This window comes from Chitinophaga sp. HK235, from assembly GCF_018255755.1.
Classification (GTDB): Bacteria; Bacteroidota; Bacteroidia; order Chitinophagales; family Chitinophagaceae; genus Chitinophaga.
The window spans coordinates 6,220,698-6,246,331 of sequence record NZ_CP073766.1 but is presented as its reverse complement, the minus strand read 5'-3'; the positions used below and the strand labels follow the sequence as shown (position 1 = coordinate 6,246,331).

Genomic DNA, 25,634 nt, shown 5'->3' with positions numbered 1-25,634 from the left:
AATATGTTTTTCCTTTTAGGAGCGGTTTTTCACGTTGTAAAGAAAAACTAAACGCTGAAAAGAAAGATTTTATTTTATGTTATTGAGCAGATTATTTTTTTCCGCTCGCTATCAGTTCCACACTTCTGTTTACAAAAGCGGTAAGATCAGCACCTGTCAGCAGGTTCTGTGATAACAAGGCCAGATCTGCCAGGTTTTTCACCAGTTTCTGTTGCAGGGTGTTGTCTTTTTCATCCAGGATCTGTTGGTATACAGGGTGGTTGGCATTGACAGTCATATTGATTTCATCCGGCATAGCTGCGTACCAGCTCATACCGCCGCCGCCCATGGAAGCCATATCTTTCATACGACGCATGAACTCCGGACGAGTAACGATCACCGGTTGTGCTTCTCCGGTCAGGCCTTTCAGTTCCACTTTGATATTAGGCTGGGTTACCTGGGCGGTGAAGATTTCCTTCAGGGCGCCTTCCTGATCTGTTGTCAGCACGGTAGTGCTGTTTTCTTCCTTATCAATCAGGTGATCGGCAATATCAGCATCTACCCGGGTAAACTGGATGTTTTCCCATTTTGCCTCGATATTGCTGATGAATGCGGCATCCACCAGTGTTTCCATTTTCACCACAACAAAACCTTTGTTTTTGGCAGCCTGTACGTAGCTGTCCTGCTGCACCGGATTTGTGGCATACAGAATCACCACTTTTCCGTCTTTGTTGGTTTGCAGTGCAGAAGCAGCTGTTTTATACTCTTCCTGGGTGTAGAAGGTGCCACCCTCTACATTTTCCAGTACGAGGAATTTGTTGGCTTTGTCCATGAACTTGTCATCGGTCATCATGCCATATTTCACGAACAGGCCGATGGAATCCCATTTTTCCTCAAAACCTTTGCGGTCGTTGCGGAACATTTCATCCAGTTTATCGGCTACTTTTTTGGTGATGTGCGCGTTGATTTTTTTCACATTAGGATCACCCTGGAGGTAGCTACGGCTTACGTTCAGCGGGATATCCGGGCTGTCGATCACACCGTGGAGCAGCATCAGGAATTCCGGTACGATATCTTTTACTTCGTCGGTCACATACACCTGGTTGGAATACAGGTTGATTTTATCTTTCTGTATTTCGTAGCTCTTGGTGATTTTCGGGAAATAGAGGATACCAGTGAGGTTGAACGGATAGTCTACGTTCAGGTGGATCCAGAACAACGGTGCTTCTGCAAACGGATATAATTCCTTATAGAAGTTCTGGTAATCTTCGGTAGTAAGTTCGCTTGGTTTTTTGGTCCATGCGGGTGTAGTATTATTGAGCTGTGTTCCTTCAAATTTAACCGGTACCGGCAGGAATTTACAGAATTTAGTGAGGATGGAGCGGATGCGTCCTTCGTCGAGGAATTCTTCACTTTCTTCGTTGATATACATCACGATTTCGGTACCTCTTTCTTCCTTGCTCACTTCTTCCAGCTGATATTCAGGGCTGCCGTCGCATTCCCAGCGTACAGCGGAAGCACCCTCTTTCCAGGATTTAGTGATGATTTCCACTTTGCTGCTCACCATGAAGGAGGAGTAAAAACCCAGACCGAAATGACCGATAATGTTAGTACCGTTTTCCTGGCCTTTATATTTCTTCAGGAACTCTTCCGCACCGGAAAAAGCTACCTGGTTGATATATTTATCCACTTCTTCAGCGGTCATGCCGATGCCATGGTCCGCGATGGTGATGGTCTTTTTTTCTTTATCCAGTCTAACTTCAATGTCAATATTGCCAAGGTCACCTTTAAACTCACCTACGCTGGCCAGTGTTTTCAGCTTCTGCGTGGCATCTACCGCGTTACTTACCAGTTCGCGGATAAAAATTTCATGGTCCGAGTAGAGGAACTTTTTGATAATGGGGAAGATATTCTCCGTCTGGACACGTATTGCACCTTTTTGCATTTGGCTATTTTGTTTTGGGAGAACTTTTTCAAAGTACATGCCAGCCCGGGAGTATCTGACAAGATGTCAACATTTACATAGGAAATTATACCATATGAAAACAATATTGCAGCAACCACAATAATATTCTTCAAAAAAATAATATTAATAATCTCCCTTAATTAACATTTAAATCATATAAAAACATTTCCAAAAGACAGCAAATTAGTAGATTTAAGTAACCAAAATTCTGAACTAAATCCCCCATTCATTTAAATCCAGTCTGTCTATGAAGAGACTTTTACACGCTTTATTATTTTTATTGGGAACATTTTGTGGATTAAGGGTTTTAGCACAAACCCAGCCATTACCCAGGCCGCTGCCCTATCAGGAAAACTTTGACGCATTGCCGGCGTCAGCCACCGTTTATCCGGACGGCTGGCAGGGCTGGGCTCTGAGCGGCTCTCCGGGCGGCATTTTCAACACTGCAGCACCTGCGTCCGACAAACCACTGACATCCAATGGCAGTGCCTCCTCTACTGCCAACGGAGCATACAACTACAGCGGTAAACTGGGTTTTCTCAACAGTGGTACTGTAGACAACGCCCTGGTGCTGTCTGTCAACACCAGCGGTCAGGTAAACATCAGTGTTGCCTATGATGCCATGACAATCAGGAATCCATACGATGGCAGTGCCAATACCCGTATCAATGAAATGACATTGCAATTTCGTATAGGCGACACCGGTAGTTTTACCAATATCAGCGGAACAGCCTATCAGAACAATACCAGCACACAGACCGGCTCGGGTATCACCCTGCCGCAGCAGCTGGTGCATATTACCGTCGCCTTACCTGCTGTCTGCGACAACCAACCGGTAGTCCAACTGCGATGGGTGAACCGTCAGATCAGCGGGGCAGGCGCCCGTCCTTCCTTTGCGGTAGACAACATCACGGTGGAAGGCGCCGGCGGCGACTTTACCCCGCCTGCCATCAGCAATCTGGTACCGGCCAATCAGTCTGCAGATGTGTCACCGGCAGCTCCGCTGAACATCGTCTTCAGCGAAAATGTCCAGGCCGGACAGGGCAATATCTACCTGCATAACATTACCCGTCAAAATACTGACACGATCTCCATTACCCATCCGTCTATCAGCATTAGTAACAATCTCCTGATCATCAACAGGATACTGCGGCCCAACAGTGCTTATTATATCACTACAGACAGTGCAATGGTGAAAGACATGTCCGGCAATACTTTCAGCGGTATTACCGACAGCACTGTATGGCGATTTTCCACCGGCGCGCAGCAGTTAAGCTATGATTTTAACAGCTGTTCTCCTTCCGGCAGCAGCATGCTGAGCGGCGGCTTTATCCAGTATAGTGTGAGTGGTGCTCAGACCTGGGCCTGCACTACTTTCGGACAAAATAACAGTAATGGTGTACAGATAAATGGTTATAGCGGTGGCACCGTCGAAAATGAAGACTGGCTGATATCTCCGGCTTTTGACCTGAGTGCGTTCCAGGTTCCGCTGCTTCATTTCAGCAGCCGTACTGCCTTTACCGGTCCTGCGCTGGAGCTGAAAGTGTCTACCGACTACAGCGGCAGCGGAGATCCCAGGACAGCCACCTGGCATACGCTGAATGGTCGTTTTCCTGACAGCGGCAGCGATGTATGGAGTCTCAGCAGTGGCATTAACCTCGCTGCTTACAAAGCCGCCAATGTATACATTGCCTTCATATATACCTCTTCACCAGCAGCCCAGGCTGCGCGCTGGACGATCGATGATTTCGGACTGAAAGACACCACAGCAGCACCAGCTCCTACCCTTACCAGCGGCCCTACCGCCCTGGACTTCGATTATATTAAAGCCGGGCAGCAGTCGGCGCCACAACTGATCCGTTACTGGGGTAATGACTTCACCGGCGACCTGCAGATCAATGTACCGGCCGGTTTCCTGATATCAGCCGACAGTAGCAGTTACAGTGCTCATCTCAGCATCCCCCTGGCCACGGTCAATGCAGGCCCACAGCAATTATGGCTGAAATTCGCTCCTGCCGTCACAGGCACTGCTTACAGCGGAACTATCAGTTTCAGTGCGCCAGGCTTCAGCGACAGCCATCTCCGGCTGACCGGCACTTCGCTTCGTTCGCTGAAAGTAGTGAACTGGAATATAGAATGGTTTGGCAGCCCGGTACAAGGGCCTACCAATGACAGTCTGCAGCAGGCCAACGTGACCAGGATATTGCAATATCTCGACGCAGATATCTATGCACTGGCAGAAGTAGTGGACACCGCGCGTTTCCACGCAGTAGTGGGTCAGATGCCAGGATATGCCTATACTTTATCAGATTTCGGGTCTTATGCAGATAGTGTTGGCGATGTGGACTATGCTTCTGCCCAGAAACTGGCGTTTGTATACAAAACGTCCGTTGTCCGGAAAGTCCGCACCTATGGTATACTCCGTCAGGGTGGCAGCAGTACAGCCTATTACAACTGGTCTTCAGGCAGGTTCCCTTATCTGATGGAAGCTACAGCCAGGCTGGACAATGATTCTGCCCGGATACAGTTTATTTTGCTACATGCCAAAGCCAATACCGGCACCAAAGCGGAAAAGCTAGTGTCCTGGGACCGTCGCCGGAATGGGCTGAAAGAGCTGAAAGATACGCTGGACCAGTATTACCCGTATCACAATCTGATCCTGCTGGGTGATTTTAATGATGACCTGGCGCGGACGATCACCATAGAGCGGGCTCCTGATACCACCACTTCCTATATTGACCTGATTAGCGATACCCTGCATTATAAGCCCTTTACATTGCCGTTGAGTCTGGCGGGCGGGCGGTCTACCGTCAGTTTTTCATCTGTTATTGATAATGTGATCGGGTCTGACGAAGCAGGAGTGGCTTATCTGCCTGCATCTGCCAGCGTGATGCAGCAGGTACAGCAGCTGGTAAGCGGTTATGGTACCACTACCACAGACCATTATCCGGTGATGAGCCGTTATGATCTGCGTGTGCTGGCCAATCCGCTGCCATTAAACAATTTTGATGCGCGGGCAGATGGCGGCAAGGTCCAGTTAAGCTGGAACACCCCTTACGAGATCAATGCCGCTTCTTTTGTGATAGAACGTTCACGTAATCTGATACACTTTGCTCCGATAGATACGGTGGCAGCACATGGTGTGAGCCGGGAAACGAACCAGTATCTGTCTTATGACGATGATGCGTGGCCAGGTATGACATTATACCGGTTGAAATACAGGGGATTGGATGGCAGTGAAAAATATAGTCCGGTGAAAACGGTGTTTTTAACGGGTAAAGATCTTTGGTTGAAGTTATTCTGGTGTATATTTGGTCACCAGTTACAGTATTGGGTAGACTGGAGCAGAAGCGGGGCTGCTGGCGTGCAGTTGATAGACTTGCAGGGCAGTGTTCGTTATCAGGGTCGTACTGATCTGGTGAAAGGCAGGAATTTCAGAACTATAGATATCAGCCAGTTACCTGCGGGTATTTATTTCCTGCGGATACAGTCCGGGGAGCAGGTACAGGTGAGTAAGATTGTCGTTAACCACTGATCTTTTTGAAAAAACCATGCAATTGATAGGCCGTCCTGTGATCCGGGACGGCTTTTATATTGATTTACAGATACTTACACATTAAAATATAGAAAAGACAAGATATTTGGGGATAAATGAGTAGGGTAACGTGGAAATTATCAATAGTTCAGTATCTTTGCGATCCAATTTTTTTATTTAAAACAATTAAAACAGGGAATTATGAACTACGAATTGATGGTGATCTTTACCCCTGTGCTTTCTGAAGACGATTACAAAGCGGCTCAGAAAAAATTCGCTGATATCATTAAAGATAACGGCGGAAACATTACGCACGAAAATCCCTGGGGATTAAGATCACTGGCGTATCCTATCCGGAAAAAGACTACAGGAATGTATGTTGTTCTGGAATACACTGCGCCATCCGACCTCAATGAGAAGCTGAAAATCCAGCTGAACCGCGATGAAAATGTATTACGTCACATGGTCACTGCGCTTGACAAGCACGCTGTAGAATACAACGGCCGCAAGAGACATGGTGTAAATGCAGAATCTAAAACTACTGAAGCTTAAAATTATGGCAGTTAAACCAAAAAAACAGGAAATCAAGTACTTAACAGCCGTAAAAACCGAGAAACGTCAGAAAAAATACTGCCGTTTCAAGAAAATGGGCATCAGGTACGTAGATTACAAAGACGGTGAGTTTTTGAAGAAATTTTTGAACGACCAGGGTAAAATGCTGCCCCGTCGTATCACAGGTAACTCCCTGAAATTTCAGCGTAAAGTAGCCCAGGCTATTAAAAAAGCTCGTCAAATGGCTTTATTGCCTTATGTTACTGACCTTTTAAAGTAAGAAGTTATGCAAATTATCTTAATACAAGACGTAGATAACCTGGGTCAGAAGAATGAACTGGTTTCCGTAAAGAATGGTTACGCCAGGAACTTTCTGATTCCTCAGAAATTCGCAGTAGAAGCTAGCCCTTCCAACCTGAAGCAACTGCAGGAGCGCCTGAAAGTGCAGAAAGTGAAAGAAGAAAAACTGCTGGCTGAAATCGCGAAAGTGGTGGAAGTGCTGAAAGCATCTCCTGTTAAAATCGGCGCTAAAACTGGTACTTCCGGTAAAATCTTCGGTAGCGTAACTGGTGTTCAGATCGCTCGCGCTATCAAAGAACAGAAAGGTTACGAAATTGACCGTCGCCGCATCCACATCCTGGATGATGTTAAAGAATTAGGTACTTACAAAGCACGCCTGGATTTCGGTAAAGGCAACGAAACCGAACTGGAGTTTGAAGTTGTAGCTGAGTAGTATTGATCCGGTTTACCGGAATAAAATATTCCCGGACTGACAGGCAGTCCGGGATTTTTTTTTTTGCGTTTGGAAGTGGTTAACAATTGGCAATATCCTGAGTGATAATTTTAGGGTATATTTGTAATGTATCACATATGAAACTGCCCAATAACCAAGTGATGCCTGAATCCAGAATCATTGAAAAGTTGAAAAAGATGATTATGGATCCCAAATGGAAAAATCACCATTGTTCAAAAGGTATAAAAACCACTGAACCCTCATCGGAAGTCAAAACGTTCAGGTTTGTTCCTCATTAAAATCAATATTTAAAATCATTTTTATGGCACACGCACTTCAATTGAAAAAAAACAGCGCTGGCCAGGTAACATCAGCTTTTAACAGCCAGTCTCCTGGGCCAACTCCTAATTGGATTAAGCGGTGCATTGTTCGGATAAAAGCCAAAAGGCAAGTCAATAAAATAATGCGCAGCTTGAATGAAGCCGAAGAAATCCACGCAGGGAAACGCCCAGGAATCACATTTGAAGACTTCCTCAAAGACTTTTAGGGTAATTACAACTTCCCGATTTATAAAAGAAGCCAAAAACCTTAAAAAGAAATACCCCAACATAAAAGAAGATTTTATTTCCCTAAATGAAAAATTTCAGTCAGATCCAATAACTGGAAACGTTTCCCTAGGCAAGGGCTGTTATAAAGTAAGAATGTCTATCTCTGATAAAGGATGTGGAGAAAGTGGCGGTGCGCGGGTAATCATTCAGGCCATTATTAAGGATGAAGTGGTATACCTTCTTAGTGTGTATGATAAATCGACTCGTGACACCTATACAAGTAAAGAGATCGTAACTATCTTAAAACATAAATTTGCCACCCCTGAGGATTCTGGTGGTTGGTAATCCTACCTCCTCAGCAATAGCTCCGCTGAAAAACTGAAATCTTATTAGTATTTTCATACACATATTCCGCCAGTATGAAAAAATACCTTTTCTGTTTCCTCATTCCCGTGCTCCTGACAGCCTGCAATACGCACAAAAACAAAAAAGTAACGCCTGTGCGTCTGACCGCCATCACTATACATGGCGACAGCATCCCGCAATATTCTTTTCAGTATGATACTGCCGGCCATCTGGTACGGCTGACCAAACATTACCGGAAAGATGCCTGTCAGGTGTACTCCTTCCAATACGACAGCTCCAACAGGCTGGCAGGGATGCAATCTGCCTACCAGGACAACGGACATACCACTATCGATCAGAAAGCGACTGTGAGTGCCTGGGACCCACTGGGTAACGTTACGGAAGTACAGTACTACGACACTAACAATATCCCCTTCAGAACCGCCCGTCTCGCCTGGAAAAAAGGAATGCCTGTAGCCCTTAAGTGTATTGATTCCACACAGGCTATCAGCTGGAATTATACCAATGGAAACCCTGACTGGAAGAACATCAGTACAGATACCACTACCAGCGACAGCCAGGATACCAGTATCTGTATCCGCAACGCCCGGTATGAATGGGATGATACGATTAATCCCCTGCGACCACTGGTCAACCAGCTGGTGATGGTTCCGGGATTATCACCGGGGCTTGCGCTTCCATTACCTGAATTATCCGATTTTCTGTTGACCGTCAGCTCCAACAATCCCACATTAATTAAAATGGACGAACAGCAGAAGGCTGTCTATGGCAAGACCTCACAACAATACTTCCGGAACAACACTATACAGTTTTTTTATGCCTGTAAAAATGGTTATCCTGTTACTGCCAGGGTTCACTTTCATTCTGAAGGATACACCAAACTGGGCTCAGATACCCAGGTAAACCTGGATTATAGCTATCAATAAACGTGATGCGGGGAATTATCCGTAACTTTTAAAGGATGGACACTCGCACCCGATTCAGACTAATGCCGGTCACCTTGTTGCTGGTTGCTGTCAACCTGTTGATATACCTGCTCACAGTTATAGTCGGTATGAACGGCTGGTGGGGCAATGGGGCGCAGTTACTGCACTGGGGTGCCAATTACTGGCCCCTCACCATCCAGGAAGGCCAATACTGGCGCCTGTTTACCAGCATGTTTCTCCATGCGGGATGGTGGCATTTGTTTACCAACATGCTGGGATTATTGATTGCAGGGGTTTTCCTGGAACCGGTTATACGACAACTCCGTTTTGGGATAGTCTATCTTTTTACCGGATTACTGTCTGATTACGCCAGTATATGGTTCCATCGTCAGGTGGTAGGTGTAGGTGCATCAGGGGCTATTTTCGGGGTTTATGGCGTATTTCTGGCCCTGCTGACCACCCGCTTATTTTCTCCTGTTCCCCGACGTAATTTTCTCGCTTATATCAGTTTGTTCATCCTCCTCAACCTGCTTGCTGTCAGCTTTGCACAGGACATTGACAATGCTGCCCATCTGACAGGTTTTCTCAGCGGTATGCTGGCAGGATATATCCTCTATTTCACCCTCACACCAGCCGACGGGAAACGATTGAAGTGATACTGTTTCTCCCTGAGGAATTCCCTACATTTGTACCCCAAAATCCCGTACTATGATCAAGAGAATATTATTGCTGGGACTGGCCGTTAACCTACTGTGGGCCTGCAATTCCGGCAAAGGAACAGAAAATGCCACTAACGACAGCGTCTATACGTCAAAAGACAGTACCCAGTCCGAACACCCCATCAGCGCACACCCCGACATTATTGACACCCTTAAGGTGGGTGACAAACAATTTCTGGTTTACTTTATCGATAAAGCCACCTTTGAGCAATATCCTGAATATGATTATTCCGTAGACTCCTCCTCCGAATCCAGGGCTCTTGCTAAAGACAGTACAGTTAAACGGGTAGGCGACGACCTGATCTTCCGGCTCGCCAACGGGCAACAAAAAATACGCACCAATATAGAATCGGATGGTGAAGATTTTGCTCATTATCAGTATGCCGGTTATTATCCAGCCCTGCACAGACATGGACTGGATATCACCTTTTACGAGGCAATGGGTTTTGAACTGCTCAACCCCGACAATGGCGACACCCTTCGCGTATGGGCTCCACCCGTTATCTCCCCGGACAAAAAATACTTCCTCTGCCCTAGTATGGACCTCGAAGCCGGGTTTCTTGAGAATGGTTTTCAGTTGTTTGAAGTCAAAAACAAAAACATTGTGCCCATCGGTGATATAGGCCTGGAACAATATGGTATCAGCAAAGTACAATGGATTGATAACAAAACGCTTATTGCCACTTATCAAACCCATGAGGACATTGTAAACCAACGTACCCGTTATGTAAAAATGGTGATGCAGTAGGACAAGAGAGCTTCCCCGCCTCTAAAAATAAATATTCAATCTTTACAAGAAAGTAAAATTCCGTACTATGATAAAAAGACTATTATTGCTGGGACTGGCCGTTAACCTGCTGTGGGCCTGCAATTCCGGCAAAGGCACAGGAAATGCTGCCAACGACAGCGCCTATACGTCAAAAGACAGTACCCAGCCCGGACACCCCACCAGCGCACACCCCGACATTATTGACACCCTTAAGGTAGGTGACAAACAATTCCTGGTCTGCCTTATCGATAAAGCCACCTTTGAGCAATATCCTGCTTATAAATATCCGGTGGATTCTTCCGAAACCAGGACCCTCGCCAAAGACAGTACTGTTAAACGTGTAGGCACCACGTTGGTCTTCCAGCTGACCAACGGGCAACAGAGAGTACGTGCAGACAACGAAGAGGAAGGAGGTGATTACGTTCATTACTTTTATGCCGGCTACTATCCCGCTCTCCACAGACATGTGTTATCGCTCACCTTTTATGAAGGAACGGGTTTTGAACTGCTCAATCCCGACAATGGCGACACGCTCAACGTATGGGGCCCCCCTGCTATCTCTCCTGATAAAAAATATTTCATGTGCTCAAATATGGACATAGAAGCAGGCTTTGATGTGAATGGTTTCCAGTTGTTTGAAATAAACAACAAAAACCTGCGCCTCGTTGGAGATATGTCCCTGGAAAAATACGGTATCGACAACATACAATGGATTGATAACAAAACGCTTATTGCTATTTATCAAACCCATGAAGACATTGTAAATGAACGTACCCGTTATGTAAAAATGGTAATGCAGTAGGGCAAGGGAGATGTTACAGGTATTTAGTATATTTAGATACATACCGTAACCAACAACCCTCCGCTGTATATGAAAAAATTATTCTCAATCCTCTTGCTGGTGGCAGTCGCCATTACTACTGTAAATGCTGCCACCAGTCTTCTTCCCCGCCTCCATCGGCAGGCGCCTACCATGAACATAGAAGGGACAGCAAGCTCCATTGTTGCAAAACTGGACAAATCTCTTTCACTCACCGACAAACAAAAACCCAAATTACTCAATATTGTTACCTCCTATCTGCAACAAAAAATAAACATTCAGTCTTTACAACAAAACAATCAGCCTGCCTATAAATCCAAAATCAACAGCATGCAGAACGGGCTGCGAGCCAAACTCAAACCACTGTTCACCACCGAACAGTACACAATGTTTCAGGAACTGAAACCTGCAACATTTGATGAGACCAATGTATTATCACATTTATTTTTTTAAGAAAACTATCTGCCCGATACATTTACAGATGCCTCTTATCTGTTTGCCTATCCCCAAATCAGCGCCGGAGAAAAACAAGGAACTCACACAGAATAAACCCTGATAAAAATCCGGGAAAAGATTATTTTTAACAGAGGGCTGACCAGCATGTTGGTCAGCCCTCTGTTAAAAATAAAGTGAACAATGAAATATGTATGCCTGGCTGCATTATCGGGTTTGTTATGGCAACCTGCAGCAGCCCAACAAATTGCAGATTCTGCTGCCTTCGCCCGTCTTGCGGCCTCTATCCAATCAATACCGTCCATTAATGGTAATATCCGGCAACTACCCATGCCCGCTGCACCAGACGGTTACAGCCTGCAACTCCGGGGTACCGACCACCTGCCTGTGGTAGACCGGCAGGGACACATCACTACGCCACTGGTAAACACACCGGTCAGCCTCTATTTTGTATTACAGCGAAATAGCGACCACGCTGTTATGGATGTACCTAACATCCAGGTCATTATACCAGGAAAATACGCCACCAGTGCCGGAAACCCTGTACCCTTTGTGATTCCCGCACTACGTGAATGGTATGGAAGCAGAGGTTCCTATACCCTGCCGGCCGCCATTACACTGGCAATAGATCCCGTATATGCGTCTGCGTTATTACCGGGTGTAACTGCTTTCCGTGATGATCTCCGGTTGCTTACCGGCAACCAGCAAATCAGCATACGTCAGGGACAACCCCGCAAAGGTGATATCTTCTTCACTTTGCAGTCGCCCGATCGCCAGTTGGGCGAAGAAGGATACCAGATGGAAATCAGCAACCAGATAACAATACAGGCCACTCATGCCAGAGGAGCGTTCTGGGCTACCCGTACCCTGTTGCAGATACTGGAACAGGACCCGCAACACCGCCACATTCCGCAAGGCATCACCCGTGACTATCCTAAATACGAGGTCAGAGGTTTTGTACTGGACGTTGGCCGGAAATTCTTTACCATGGAATTTCTCCGGCACTATGTGAAATTCATGTCCTACTACAAAATGAACGACTTTCACATACATCTTAATGACAACGGGTTTGATAAATTCTTCGGCAACAACTGGGACAGCACCTATTCTGCTTTCCGGCTGGAAAACAATACCTTCCCGGGTCTTACTGCCCGCGACGGGTCCTATTCCAAAAAGGAATTCCTGGCTCTTCAAAGCCTGGCAGACAGCTTTGCAGTACGCATTATACCGGAGATAGATGTTCCCGCACACTCCCTCGCTTTCACCAAAGCGGTGCCACAAACAGCCAGCCTGAAATACGGACGGGACCACCTCAATCTGGACAGTGCTTCCTATGCGATGATCGACAAAATGTTCAAAGAGTACCTGGAAGGGCCGGAGAAGGTGTTTAAAGGCGACGAAGTACATATCGGCACAGATGAGTACTCCAAAAAAGAAGCGGAGAAATTCAGGGCTTTTACAGACCATTACATCCGTTTTGTGGAAAGCTTCGGCAAAAAGGTAAGAATGTGGGGTTCTCTCACACATGCTCAAGGTACCACCCCGGTAAAATCAGCCGGCGTTACCATGAATGCCTGGTATAACGGTTATGCAGACCCTGCCGATATGATGCGCCAGGGTTATGACCTCATCAGTACTCCCGATGGATGGTTGTATATCGTACCTGCCGCAGGTTATTACCATGATTATCTCAACCTTCCCAAACTATACGACAAATGGGAGCCCAACATGATTGGTGAGGCAATTTTCCCGATAGGACACCCACAGATAAGAGGCGGCTCCTTCGCCGTATGGAATGACCACGCGGGTAATGGTATCACCGAAAAAGATGTGCATGACCGCGTATTTCCTGCTATGCAGGTGCTGGCCGAAAAAATGTGGAATGGCCATACGATGCAAAGCAACTACAGCTCCTTCTCACAACATAGCCGTTTAATTGGAGAAGGTCCCGGATTAAACATGCGTGCAAAAATAAACAGCCGCGATAGCATCGTACTGTCATATGACTTCTCTACACCAGCGGTCAACGATATCAGTGGTAACAAAAGAACAGCACAGCAAAAACACAACGCAGACATCACCCCTTCCAAAACCCTGCTGCTCAAAGGTGGCAACAGCTTCATAAAAACACCTCTCCCGGAAATAGGGTACGGCTACACGGTGGAGTTCGATATCAAACCCGCTAAAGACAACCTGCCAGGAGCTGTGATATTCTCTTCCCCTCATGCAGTAGTTACGCTGCTGCAACAACAAACCGGCAAACTGGGCTTTACCCGGGAAAACTATCATTACAACTTTAACTATACACTGCCTGTTGAAACATGGACCCATGTGGCTATTTCAGGCGATCATAAAGGGACTTCCCTGTTCATCAACGGGCAACTGGTGGAAAAACTGGAAGGAGCCACCATCTCCTTCCCCAACATCAAAGATAAAATCGCCAAAGTGCAAACACTGGTTTTTCCCTTGCAAATGATAGGTGATACGGTCAATAGTTTTAAAGGAGAGATAGATAACCTGAGAGTGATACAGCATCGTTAATCTTAACAGGTTTTAAATAAAAGCGGTCGTCTGAAAAGCGGCCGCTTTTCCTTTGGCCCGATCCGTCCAGGTAAAAGCCTGTTTTATCCATTCATGCCACAACTTTCACCGGGTAATTTTGTTAGTGTATTAAATCGTTTACAGCGATGATTAAACATCATTACAAAAACCTGATTATTGGTTTTGGCAAAGGAGGTAAAACACTGGCAGCTTACTTTGCCAGTCAACAGGAAGAAGTGGCTATCATAGAGAAATCGCCCCGCATGTACGGGGGCACCTGTATCAATATTGGTTGTATCCCCAGCAAGTCACTTATTACCAACGCAGACGCAGGCATGCCTTACAAAACTTCTCATGAGATCAAGGAAAACCTGGTGACCGACCTGCGTAAAAAGAACTATAAAAAACTGGCCGACACACACTATGCTACCATCATAGATGGAGAAGCGTCTTTCATCTCCCCTACAAAGGTAAAGGTGCATATGGCACAACAGGAAATCATCCTTACTGCCGACCGCATTTTTATCAACACCGGAGCCAGCCCTTCTATCCCCGACATAAAAGGCATCAACGGAAAAAATATCTATAACAGTACAACGTTAATGGATATACGCGAACGGCCGGCACACCTCACCATCGTAGGTGGCGGATTTATCGGCCTCGAATTCGCTGACATGTTCCTGAAATTCGGCAGCAAAGTAACACTCCTGGAAAGCGCTGCTGTTTTCCTTCCCCATGAAGACTCCGATGTGGCCGACGCCATCCACGGCCATCTTATCAAAAACGGACTGCAGCTAATCACCGAAGCCACCGTAGTGCAGTTCGACACCCAAACAAACCAAACCATCGTCACTTACAAAAAGGATCAGCTGGAAGAAAATTTCCCCACAGATGCAGTGCTGATCGCAACCGGACGAACACCCGAAACCAAAGGGCTTAACCTCGAAGCCGCAGGAATAGCCACCGACGATCAAGGATATATCAAAGTAAATGACAGATTACAAACAACAGCAGAAAATATATGGGCTCTAGGAGATGTAAACGGAAGCCCGCAATTCACCTATATTTCACTGGATGATTTCAGGATCATCAAAAATCAGCTTTCCGGAGGCCCCTATAATTCTACTGATAAAAGGCGGCTCTATCCCACAGCCGTTTTCCTCAGTCTCCCCTATGCTCACATAGGATTGAATGAGAAGACTGCCACTGAAAAAGGGCTGCATTTCAAAACCTTCCGGATAAAAGCGGCCGTCATACCCAAAGCAGCCATACTTCAACAGAAAGACGGTATCCTAAAAGCGATCGTTGACATCCAAACAGGAAAAATACTTGGCTGTACGCTTTTCTGTGCCGAAGCCCATGAACTGATCAACATCGTACAACTGGCCATGAACAATGCTTTAAGCTATAAGATACTGCGGGACAATATTTATACACATCCATCAATGGCAGAGAGTTTCAATGATCTTTTCTCCGAATAATATAATATGAAAACAATTTTAATGCTACTGACTATGATCTTTAGTCATGCCCCTGCTGATGATAGCCAGCATGGGCGGTATATCAGCCTATACTCTTTTGAACAAACAGTTGACAGACTGAAAACTGCTTTAAAAGAAAAAAATATAAACGTATTCTGCATCATTGATCATGCAGGAGAAGCAACGCAGGCAGGGCTTGATCTAAGACCCACACGATTATTCATCATCGGCAACCCCAAAGTAGGTACCGCATTGATGCAGGAAAATCAGGAAACCGGTATCGACCTACCGTTGAAAGTGCTGGTATACAGCGATAAAGAAGGACACACCATTGTGCTCTATAAAAAACTGCTGCCGATCGCGGATGCCCGTCAACTGAAGAATACCCATAAAGTGGCGGCCACCATAGATTCCAGCATGAATGTATTAATCAAACATGTTTCACAGGAACGCCCATAAAAAAGGAGAGCATTTCAGTTGCTCTCTTTTTTATGAATTACAGTATAATCTGCCGGTCCCTGGCAATAACCCTCCAGGTGGCCGAACAAACATGATCTTCTGCCACATATGCCTTTTCATACAACGCGACAGTAGGACAGATGTGCAGCGGTATGCCGTAAAATACCGTCCCGATAGGATAAGCAGCTGTATCAGCAACTTTTAATACCAGATGTTCTTCACTTTGAGAAACCGGCTGCGCTTCCGGCGCATTCAGAAAATGTACCCGGGGTTGCGGATTTTCTGCCGCAACGGATTTATGTCCCAGATCGAGGCATAAGAGCTGTCCATCTATAATAGAGACAACCCTTGAGAGGACTACAGCGGCCCACTGGAAAGGTTGTTCCGGCAGATTTTTGGCATATCCCCAATCCCAGAATATAAAAGTACCGGGACTGCATTCTATTTGTGGCCTTGCTGCATGTATCGGAAAAGTAGGTGAACCTCCGGCTACGATAACCGGCTCTGGCAAGCCAGCAGCCACTATAGCCTTCTGTAAAACAGGTACCGGTGCATAGGCTTCATCACAACGTTTTTTTCGTATATCCATGTCCGTATCATGCAGATGCCCGTCATAGGCATGGAGGCCTATTGGTTCAATGCCAGGCAATGTATGCAGATATTGATACAATGCCAATGCCGTTTCATCCGGTTTGATGCCAGTGCGGTTCATTCCTACGTTCAGATCGAGGTATACCGGTAACTTCTTTTGCTGTGCTGCAAATACGGCACTGATTGCCTCTCCTGCATCCTTGTTGTCCACAAGGCAGGAAAATATTGTATCAGGATAACGTTGTACCAGTTCCAGCAAACGTGCTACTTTAGGCCCTACCGGTTGATAAGCCAGTAATACATCCTTCGCTTTCACCATGCCCAGCATTTCCGCTTCAGCGATAGTAGCGCATTTGTAGCGCTGTATGCCTGCTTCCTGCATCAGCTGCACCACTTCCGTCATTTTATTTGTCTTTACGTGTGGGCGTAACCGTTGTACATCATCAATCATGCTTTTGAGCAGTGCAATATTCTGTACGATTCTGTCTTTATACACCACAATAGCGGGTGAATCTATCTGGTCTGTATTGCTGAGTTGATACCAATCCATTTGTGTTTATATTAAATTTCTGAATGCTCTATTTTCGTTTATTCGTTCATGTTATACAACCATACTTAGCAGCAGGCTACCGATGAGTCCTGTTACGGAAACGATTGTTTCCATCACCGACCATGTTTTGATCGTATCTTTTACAGACAAGTTAAAGTATTCCTTGAACATCCAGAAGCCGGCATCATTAACATGGGAGAACATCAGGCTGCCTGCGCCGGTAGCCAATACCATCAGGTTGGGATTGACGCCTGAAGTAGCGATCAGTGGTGCTACAATACCTGCCGTAGTGAGGCCCGCCACCGTAGCCGAACCAATACAAACCCTGATAATGGCTGCGATACCCCATGCCAGCAACAACGGATGCATATGCATATTTTGCAGGGTGACAGCAATATATTCACTTACCTTACTGTCGTGCAACAGCTGCGTCAGCGCGCCGGAGCCGCCAATGATCAGGATAATGACCGCCACATCCTTTACAGCATCATCCATAAGACCCAATATCTTTTTTGATGTCATGCCCCGCCGTATTCCCAGCAGGTACATCCCATTGAGTACCGCCAGCAGCATCACTATCAGCGGATCACCCAGCCAGGAGGCCCAGTGATACAGCGGCTGATCTGCCGGTATCCATACTTTCAGCAGGGCTGTCACCGCCAGCAATAATACCGGCAGCATGGCCGCAAACAGGCTGGCCATCATACCCGGCTGCTGGTCTTCCGGCATGGCTGCTGCCACAAACATCTTTCCAGGTTCACGTGTATACTGTTTCAGGTACCTCGAAAACACAGGTCCCGCCAGGATAATAGCCGGTATTGCCAGCAATATGCCATAGAGAAGGGTGAGCCCCATATTGGCATGAAACTGTTGTACCAACGCAGTAGGAGACGGATGCGGAGGCAGATATCCATGGGTGACAGACAGAGAGGCCAGCATAGGGATGCCCAGATAAACAGCAGGCAGCTTCGTTTGTGCTGCCACAGTAAAGATCAACGGTACCATCAGTACAAAACCGATGTTATAAAACAGCGGTATGCCTACAATAAAACCTGTCAGCATCAGCGACCACTGGATATAACGGGGGCCCAGCAGCTTCATGAGTCCGCCGGCAATCCGCTGCCCTGCACCACTTTCGGCTACCAGCTTGCCCAGCATACTACCAAATACAATGACGACGATGAGAGAGCCCAGTGTTTTACCAATACCGGTTTGGATAGACTGGGTAATATCCCCGATTTTCATATGCAGGGCCAGTCCCATCAACAGGGATACGATCAGGAAAGAAAGGAAGGTATTTATCTTACACCAGGTAACCAGTACAACCAGCAGGATAATGGCTGCAATAACGATCAATAGTGGCATATGTTCTTTCTTTTTAGGAAAGAACAATATAATAAATAGATCCCTGGAATTCTACTCGTACCGCAACGCAATAATCGGATCCAGGCGGGACGCCTTATATGCGGGATAAATACCGGAGATAAGCCCTACGGCTGCACAAAGGCTCACGCCAATGAGTATCCACAGCCAGGGTATGATAAAGGAGGAATTCAGCAGGGCTGATACAATATTGCCCAGCAACATACCCATAAACACACCTATCAATCCACCCATCACACTGATGATGATGGCTTCATACAGGAACTGTCTACGGATGGTGTGACTGGTAGCGCCCAGTGCTTTGGTAACACCTATTTCGCGGGTCCTTTCGGCCACAGATACCAGCATGATGTTCATCAGGCCGATAGCAGAGCCAAAGAGGGTCACAAATGCGATGACAACGGCAAACAGGTTTACTTTGGCAAGGCTGGAAAACAGCATCTCTGCGATACTGTCGCTTTTACTGATGAGGAAGTTATCTTCTTCGTTGAGATCAAGTTTACGGATGACACGGAAAAGGCCAGTTGCTTCACCTTGTGCGGCTTCCATCTGCCGGATATCTTTCACTGCCACGCCTACCTGATAGGAAGCATTGGGGCGGTTAAATATTCTTCGTGTATTGTTGACGGTAGTAATCACCACATTATCCGCACTCATCAGATTGCTGCTACCTTTGCTTTCCAGCACCCCTATCACACGGTAACGGATATCACCCACCCGGATGGTATTATTAACTACGTTTTTAAGCTTTTTGCCAAACAATTTTTCAGCCACGTCTTTACCCAGAATAGCCACATTACGGCCGGAAGAAACGTCCAGTGCGTTAAAATTGCGGCCATCCTGAATCGTATAATTGGAGATATCAAGATAATTTTCATCTCCACCAATGACGTTTACGTTAGGGTTGGTCTTTTTATCATCCTTATATACGGTGGTAATACCGGAAGCTCTGAAGTTAATACTGACGATAGCTGGGAATGTATATCTTTCCTTGAACTGCACTGCTTCCTGATAGCTAATCGTTTTATTACTGTTGGACTTCCTTACTTTCCTGGCATTTTTATTTCCTTTGGAAGCTTTGGCATCGTCATTTCCAATATGCACCTGCATATCCCTGTTGCGCAGGGAAAAGCTGTTGGCCCCCATACTGGCAAAGCTGCTGTAAATACTGCTTTTCATACTGTCGATGGCAGTGAGGATGCCGACGAGTACAGTGATACCTACTGCGATAATAGCAATAGTAAGGCCCGTGCGCAATTTGTTGCCACTCACGGAACGATAAGCAAGGGAAAATATATCTAAAAACCGCATATAATAAAGTTAAGGCAATTCAAGTGAAAAACTACGAATTAGCGATGACGAATTACAAATGGTAAAATGGGGATTCAGGCGGGCTTAGATATATTTCAACAGAAAAGCGAAGACCAGAGGGGATTTACCGCTCCGGTCTTCGCTCTATTATATTATTCGTAATCGATTATTTATTACAGGCAACCTATCAGCAGGTTGGGGAACAGTCCCAGTACCAGTACCAGGGCTACTGCCAGTATCAGCGCTGCTTTAAGGCCACCAGACACCGGTTCTACCTCAGGATCACCCTGTTTGAAATACATGGCGATAATCACGCGGAAATAGTAGTATACGCTGATAGCAGCACACAGTACCCCTACAATCACCAGCCACAGGAGATGCCCATGCTGAATAGCTGCAGACAGTACAAAGTATTTCGCGAAGAAACCCGCAGTTACGGGGATACCTGCCAGGGAGAACAGGAATATTGTTACAGCCAGTGCCAGCAGCGGCTGCTTTTTGGCCAGGCCGTTAAATCCTTCAAAAGTGTAGTCTTTCAGCTTCATCAACACGGCAAATACCCCGATGGTAGCAATGCTGTAAGCGGCTGCATACAGTATGATACCCTGTGCGGCAAACTGGTTGATGGCAATTACCGCAAACAGCATAAAACCAGCCTGTGCGATAGAGGAATATGCCAGCATACGTTTTACGCTCTGCTGGAACACCGCGCTGAAGTTACCGAGTATCAGGGTAGCAGCAGTAATGATGGACAGGATCAGCGTCCAGTGTTCGCTGATAGCACCACCCGCAAAGCTCACATGGAACATACGGAGGAAAGCCACAAAACCACCGGCTTTCACCACAGTAGCCATAAAGGAGGTGAAAACGGTAGGAGAACCGTCATACACGTCCGGTGTCCAGAAATGGAACGGAACGGCAGACACCTTGAAGGCCAGTGCAAAGGCCATCAGGATGATACCGCACAATGCCAGCGGATGAACGCTGTCGGCACCCAGGCCCAGCTCGGTGATATTAAAGGAACCGGCAGCACCATAGATCAGGGCAATACCCATCAGCAGAATACCGGTAGAGAAAGAACCCATCAGGAAGTACTTCAGCGAAGCTTCGTTGCTCTTCAGGTTTTTTCTGTCGGTACCCGCCAGTACATACTGCGGGATAGACATGATTTCTATCGCCAGGAACAGCATCAGCAGATTGCTGAAAGTGGAGGCCAGGGAAATACCTGCCAGGATAAAGAATATCAGGGCAAAATAATCTGCCACATGTTCGCCTACTTTTTCAAACTCACTCCCGGACAACAGGAAATATAACAGGGTTGCACCTAAAGCCACTGCATTAAACAACACACTGAACCTGGATACTTCTATCATACCATACATGGTATAGCTGCCCAGCTCCACAGAAGGAAACTGCGCCAGGTTAGCAATAAATGCTATGATGATGGCCGCGATGGCAAAAAATTTAATATGCTGCTTATTGCGTACAAATAAACCGACAAACATCAGAACAACGCCCGATAAAGCAGTAGAAATTAGTGCATTCATATTGTTGCGTTACAAAACCCGTTTAAAATTGTTGATTTGGGTATTTTGATATTTCGTCATTTTAAATACCTAAATATCAAAATACCCAAATCTTAAAATACCTTGCTTACCAGATCCAGCATAGGCTGAGGATAAACACCCAGCACAAAGATCATGATCACTATCAGGCTCAATGCCAGGGTTTCACCGGGCTGTAAGTCTGTAGTGCTGTCTGTCAATGTATTTCCTTCGCCGAAAATCACTTTCTGGATCATATTCAACGTATAAACTGCTGCCAGGATGATACCCAGTCCGGCAAAAGCCATGAACCAGTGGTTGTACTGGAACAGGCCGCTGAACATCAGGAATTCACCGATAAACCCGTTGGTCAGCGGTAAGCCGATGTTGGCCAGGCTGATGATCACGAGGAAGATGGCCATACGTGGCGCCTTGCGGGCCATGCCACCCAGCTGGTCCATATTTTTTACCCCCAGGCGGTTCTGGATTACGTCTACGATGATCCACAGTCCGATAATGTTGATACCGTGGTTAAACATCTGCAGTAATACACCCTGTGTGCTTTGTTCGTTGTGTGCAAAAATAGCGGCGCTCATCAGGCCGATGTGCGCGATGGAGGAATAAGCGATCAGTCGTTTCAGGTCGCTCTGTACCATAGCGATGCAGGAAGCGTAGATAATGCCGATGATAGACAGTACGATAGCTACGTCAGTCCACATGGCTGCACCTTGCGGTACTACCGGCATCAGCCAGCGCAGCAGGCCGAAAAGACCCATTTTCACCATTACACCAGACAGGATCATGGTCACCGGAGTAGGCGACTGATCGTAAGTGTCGGGCTGCCAGGTGTGGAAAGGAAATACCGGCATCTTGATGGCGAATGCCACAAAGAACAGCCAGAACAGCCATTTCTGATCACCCATGCTCAGCTGCAGACTGGTAAAGGAAGTCCAGCTGAAAGAGTGGTCCGGGGTCTGGAAATACAGGTAGATAATACCTACCAGCATCAGCAGTGAACCCAGGAAAGTATACACGAAGAATTTAAAGGTAACAGGTATACGTTTTTCGCCGCCCCACATAGAGCAGAGGAAATATACCGGTATCAGTGCCAGTTCCCAGAAAATATAAAACTGCAGCGCGTCGAAAGCGGTGAAAACGCCTATCAGACCAGCCTGCGATAACAACATCAATCCGTAAAAGCCGTTAGGCCTTTCGATATCGCGGTTGTAAATGGTGATGAAAACAAGGAGAAAAGCGATAGCTGTCAATAAACACAGCATCACGCCCATACCATCCAATCCTACCCTGAACTGACTTCCCAATTGGGGAATCCAGCTGGCAACAAAAGAAAGTTTGTCGGGTGAGGCATGAAAAGTGCACCCAGCTCCTATTGCTATTGCCACCGACGCCAGGGATGCAATCATGCCCAGCACCTTCGGTCCGGACCCTTTCAGGCCAAATGCAATAAGGCCTGCTATGAAAGGAATCAATATTAATAAAACTGTCAACATAATTTATCTGCGCTTGTAACTTCCGCTATTGGTTTATAATAAGAATCCGATCACAAATAATAAGATCATACCGATTACCATGGCAAAGATGTAGAAACCTACCTGTCCGTTCTGTATCAGGCGGATCTGTTGGCTGCCCCATTGTACGCTGCGGCCAACACCATTTACCAGTTTGTCGATACCTGCTTTTTCAACCGTATCACGGAAGAAACGGGAAAGCTCCTGCAAAGGCTTTACGATGATGGCATCGTACAGCTCATCCACATACCATTTGTTTTCCAGTACTTTAGCCAGACCAGTGTTTTCTTTGCCGGTATCTTCATAAGCGGCAAATTTCTGACGGGCTACCAGGATAAAGCAGATCACCAGTACGCTGCTCAGTCCCATCAGCATCCACTCCATGGAATGAGGCAGGTGATGTTCGGTCACAAACGGTGCAGAAGGCGCAAATACAGGTGACAGGTATTCTGCCAGCATGTTTTTAGTACCAAATACTTCCGGTAATCCTACATAACCACCGAAGATGGAGAGTACCGCCAGGATGATCAGGGGGATAGTGATGGCAGACGGACTTTCATGCAGATGATGTTCCTGCTCGTGTGTACCACGGAATTTTCCGGAGAAAGTGATGTAGTACAGGCGGAACATATAGAAAGCGGTCATCAGTGCGCCCAGCAGGCCCAGTCCGTATAGGATCGGATTGCTGGCGTACGCATGTGCCAGTATTTCGTCTTTGGAGAAGAAACCGGAGAAACCAGGGATACCGGCAATCGCCAGGCAACCTACCAGGAAAGTCCAGTTGGTGGTGGGCATGTATTTTTTCAGACCGCCCATTTTACGGATATCCTGTTCACCGCCCATAGCGTGGATAACAGAGCCGGAACCAAGGAACAACAGGGCTTTAAAGAAAGCGTGTGTCATTACGTGGAATACGGCAGCAGAATACGCGCCTACGCCCAGTGCCAGGAACATATAACCCAGCTGGCTTACTGTAGAGTAGGCCAGCACTTTTTTGATGTCGTTTTGTTTCAGCGCGATAGAAGCTGCAAACAGAGCAGTAGCCAGACCAATGATAGCTACTATCGTCTGGATATGCGGTGCCAGCGTATAAATCACGTTGCTGCGGGCAATCATGTATATACCGGCAGTCACCATGGTAGCCGCGTGGATCAGGGCTGATACCGGTGTAGGACCGGCCATCGCGTCGGGCAACCAGGTATATAAAGGAATCTGAGCTGATTTACCCATTGCACCTACAAACAGCAGCATCGCAATGGCTGCAATGGTTGGGTTGTTCATACCCAGTGGTGCCGCTTTGGCAAATACTTCAGGGAAAGTAACAGTACCAAACTGCATGATCATGAAGAAGATACCGAGCAGGAAACCGAGGTCGCCAATGCGGTTCATCACGAATGCTTTTTTGGCTGCATTATTATAACTGGTGTTTTTAAACCAGAAACCAATCAACAGATAAGAGCACAAACCAACGCCTTCCCATCCGATGAACATCATCACATAGTTGGCGCCCAGTACCAGTATCAACATGGAAAACACGAAGAGGTTGAGATAAGCAAAATATCTCGCAAAACCTTCGTTGCTTTCATCATGCATGTAAGAAGTGGAGTAGATGTGGATGAGGGTACCCACACCGGTAATGATCAGCAGAAATAATGCACTCAGTTGATCTACCTGGAATGCAAAGGGGATGTGCAGGCTGCCGACGGAGATAAAGTTAAACAGGTGTACCACCTGTGCCTGAAATCCCGGGGCTTTCACCTCAAAAAATATCAATAAGCTTACCACAAAGGAAACGAGGACAGAGCCGCTTCCGATAAATCCTACCAGAGACTTGGATAAAAATCTGCGTCCCAACCCATTCACCAGGAAACCCAATAATGGTAAAAATGGTACCAGCCAAACTAGATTAATCATTTATCAATTCTATTTACGACGTCGAAACAATTAATAATTAAGAGGATGAATTATTAATTTTTCAGCCTGTTAAGAATGTTTATATCTACTGAATGTGTATTTCTGTAGACCATTGTAATGATAGCCAGGCCTACTGCCACTTCCGCAGCTGCCACCACCATAATAAAGAATACAAACAATTGCGCTGATCCGGCATCTACTCTTCCTGCGTCTGCCCACATTTTGGAGAAAGACACCAGCAGCAGGTTTACCGCATTGAGCATCAGCTCTATGCACATGAAGATGATGATCGCATTACGACGCATCAATACACCCATCACACCAATACAGAACAGGGCGATACTCAGGAATATGTAATATTGAACAGGCATAATAAAAAATTAGGAATTACGAATAACGGGCCTGTAAAGCCCGTGTAGTATTAGTCTTTTTTACCAATAACAACTGCACCCACCATGGCGCTAAGGAACAGGATACTGCTCACCTCAAATGGCACTACATATTGCTTGAATAACATCTGTCCCAGGTTTTTGATCAACCCTATATCTGTGGATGCTGTACCGATTGCAGGCATGCTGGCATCACGCAGGGCAGCTACCAGTACTACCAGTAAGGCACCACCGCTGATAGCGCCGGCATATTTCAGCCAGTTACGCTTCTGGGGCTCCAGCTCTGCATTCAGATTCATCAGCATCATCACATAAAGGAACAATACCATGATCGCACCGGCATACACAATAATATGCACCACGGCCAGAAACTGGGCGTTCAGCATGATATAATGCCCTGCAATGGTAAAGAAGGTTACGATCAGACACAATACGCTCGTCACAGGATTCTTGCTCAGTACTACGCCCAATGCCGAAACCAGGGCGATGACAGAAAGCACCATGAAAATTATTTGTTGTATACTCATTCCCATCTCTGCTATGTTTGACTATTGTATTTTTAGCTAATGCGCACTG

General features: G+C 46.4%; 22 protein-coding genes. 13 read left to right on the top strand and 9 right to left on the bottom strand.

Annotation, left to right across the window (positions count from 1 at the left end):
* Positions 1-91: 91 nt before the first annotated feature.
* The gene (gene htpG, locus KD145_RS23745; RefSeq protein ID WP_212002272.1) at positions 92-1,924 is read right to left on the bottom strand and encodes a molecular chaperone HtpG; all 1,833 of its coding nucleotides are present in this window, start codon (positions 1,922-1,924) and stop codon (positions 92-94) included.
* Between the two features lie 268 nt (positions 1,925-2,192).
* Here htpG and KD145_RS23740 point away from each other — a divergent pair, with 268 nt between their 5' ends.
* The 13 genes from KD145_RS23740 (at position 2,193) to KD145_RS23680 (ending at position 15,847) form a co-directional block, all read left to right on the top strand.
* Positions 2,193-5,480 (top strand): T9SS-dependent choice-of-anchor J family protein, encoded by a 3,288-nt coding sequence (locus KD145_RS23740; RefSeq protein ID WP_212002269.1) that lies wholly within the window; start codon positions 2,193-2,195, stop codon positions 5,478-5,480.
* Between the two features lie 201 nt (positions 5,481-5,681).
* On the top strand, positions 5,682-6,032 hold the full coding sequence (rpsF, locus tag KD145_RS23735; RefSeq protein ID WP_249219536.1) for a 30S ribosomal protein S6: 351 nt from the start codon (positions 5,682-5,684) through the stop codon (positions 6,030-6,032).
* A 4-nt stretch (positions 6,033-6,036) separates the two neighbouring features.
* Positions 6,037-6,312, top strand: a complete 276-nt coding sequence (gene rpsR, locus KD145_RS23730) for a 30S ribosomal protein S18 (RefSeq protein WP_078668863.1) — start codon at positions 6,037-6,039, stop codon at positions 6,310-6,312.
* Between the two features lie 6 nt (positions 6,313-6,318).
* Positions 6,319-6,765 (top strand): 50S ribosomal protein L9, encoded by a 447-nt coding sequence (rplI, locus tag KD145_RS23725; protein ID WP_116974338.1) that lies wholly within the window; start codon positions 6,319-6,321, stop codon positions 6,763-6,765.
* Between the two features lie 476 nt (positions 6,766-7,241).
* On the top strand, positions 7,242-7,658 hold the full coding sequence (locus KD145_RS23720; RefSeq protein ID WP_212002267.1) for a hypothetical protein: 417 nt from the start codon (positions 7,242-7,244) through the stop codon (positions 7,656-7,658).
* A 74-nt stretch (positions 7,659-7,732) separates the two neighbouring features.
* Positions 7,733-8,605 (top strand): hypothetical protein, encoded by an 873-nt coding sequence (locus KD145_RS23715; protein ID WP_212002265.1) that lies wholly within the window; start codon positions 7,733-7,735, stop codon positions 8,603-8,605.
* Positions 8,606-8,640: 35 nt separating this feature from the next.
* On the top strand, positions 8,641-9,261 hold the full coding sequence (locus tag KD145_RS23710; RefSeq protein ID WP_212002263.1) for a rhomboid family intramembrane serine protease: 621 nt from the start codon (positions 8,641-8,643) through the stop codon (positions 9,259-9,261).
* A 52-nt stretch (positions 9,262-9,313) separates the two neighbouring features.
* Positions 9,314-10,072, top strand: coding sequence for a hypothetical protein (locus KD145_RS23705; RefSeq protein WP_212002262.1), 759 nt, complete (start codon positions 9,314-9,316; stop codon positions 10,070-10,072).
* A gap of 67 nt (positions 10,073-10,139) precedes the next feature.
* Positions 10,140-10,895 (top strand): hypothetical protein, encoded by a 756-nt coding sequence (locus KD145_RS23700; protein WP_212002260.1) that lies wholly within the window; start codon positions 10,140-10,142, stop codon positions 10,893-10,895.
* 69 nt (positions 10,896-10,964) lie between these two features.
* A complete protein-coding gene (locus KD145_RS23695; RefSeq protein WP_212002258.1) occupies positions 10,965-11,366 on the top strand; it encodes a hypothetical protein in 402 nt (133 codons plus the stop codon).
* 183 nt (positions 11,367-11,549) lie between these two features.
* The gene (locus tag KD145_RS23690) at positions 11,550-13,907 is read left to right on the top strand and encodes a family 20 glycosylhydrolase (RefSeq protein ID WP_212002257.1); all 2,358 of its coding nucleotides are present in this window, start codon (positions 11,550-11,552) and stop codon (positions 13,905-13,907) included.
* Positions 13,908-14,053: 146 nt separating this feature from the next.
* A complete protein-coding gene (locus KD145_RS23685) occupies positions 14,054-15,388 on the top strand; it encodes an FAD-dependent oxidoreductase (protein WP_212002256.1) in 1,335 nt (444 codons plus the stop codon).
* 6 nt (positions 15,389-15,394) lie between these two features.
* Positions 15,395-15,847: a DUF302 domain-containing protein gene (locus KD145_RS23680; protein ID WP_212002255.1), complete on the top strand. Its 453-nt coding sequence runs from the start codon at positions 15,395-15,397 to the stop codon at positions 15,845-15,847.
* A gap of 37 nt (positions 15,848-15,884) precedes the next feature.
* On the opposite strand, the gene KD145_RS23675 is transcribed toward KD145_RS23680, so the two are convergent.
* The 8 genes from KD145_RS23675 to KD145_RS23640 all read right to left on the bottom strand — a co-directional run bounded on the left by KD145_RS23675 (position 15,885) and on the right by KD145_RS23640 (position 25,585).
* Positions 15,885-16,988: a D-TA family PLP-dependent enzyme gene (locus tag KD145_RS23675; protein ID WP_212002254.1), complete on the bottom strand. Its 1,104-nt coding sequence runs from the start codon at positions 16,986-16,988 to the stop codon at positions 15,885-15,887.
* A 51-nt stretch (positions 16,989-17,039) separates the two neighbouring features.
* On the bottom strand, positions 17,040-18,353 hold the full coding sequence (locus tag KD145_RS23670) for a gluconate:H+ symporter (RefSeq protein ID WP_212002253.1): 1,314 nt from the start codon (positions 18,351-18,353) through the stop codon (positions 17,040-17,042).
* 51 nt (positions 18,354-18,404) lie between these two features.
* Complete coding sequence (locus KD145_RS23665; protein WP_212002252.1) at positions 18,405-19,682, bottom strand: ABC transporter permease; 1,278 nt, start codon at positions 19,680-19,682, stop codon at positions 18,405-18,407.
* A 173-nt stretch (positions 19,683-19,855) separates the two neighbouring features.
* A complete protein-coding gene (locus tag KD145_RS23660; protein ID WP_212002251.1) occupies positions 19,856-21,229 on the bottom strand; it encodes an NADH-quinone oxidoreductase subunit N in 1,374 nt (457 codons plus the stop codon).
* Between the two features lie 92 nt (positions 21,230-21,321).
* Complete coding sequence (locus KD145_RS23655; protein ID WP_212002248.1) at positions 21,322-22,737, bottom strand: NuoM family protein; 1,416 nt, start codon at positions 22,735-22,737, stop codon at positions 21,322-21,324.
* A 33-nt stretch (positions 22,738-22,770) separates the two neighbouring features.
* Positions 22,771-24,669: an NADH-quinone oxidoreductase subunit L gene (nuoL, locus tag KD145_RS23650; protein ID WP_212002246.1), complete on the bottom strand. Its 1,899-nt coding sequence runs from the start codon at positions 24,667-24,669 to the stop codon at positions 22,771-22,773.
* 53 nt (positions 24,670-24,722) lie between these two features.
* A complete protein-coding gene (gene nuoK, locus KD145_RS23645; RefSeq protein WP_113615287.1) occupies positions 24,723-25,040 on the bottom strand; it encodes an NADH-quinone oxidoreductase subunit NuoK in 318 nt (105 codons plus the stop codon).
* A gap of 50 nt (positions 25,041-25,090) precedes the next feature.
* The gene (locus KD145_RS23640; RefSeq protein WP_113615288.1) at positions 25,091-25,585 is read right to left on the bottom strand and encodes an NADH-quinone oxidoreductase subunit J; all 495 of its coding nucleotides are present in this window, start codon (positions 25,583-25,585) and stop codon (positions 25,091-25,093) included.
* Between the last annotated feature and the right edge of the window lie 49 nt (positions 25,586-25,634).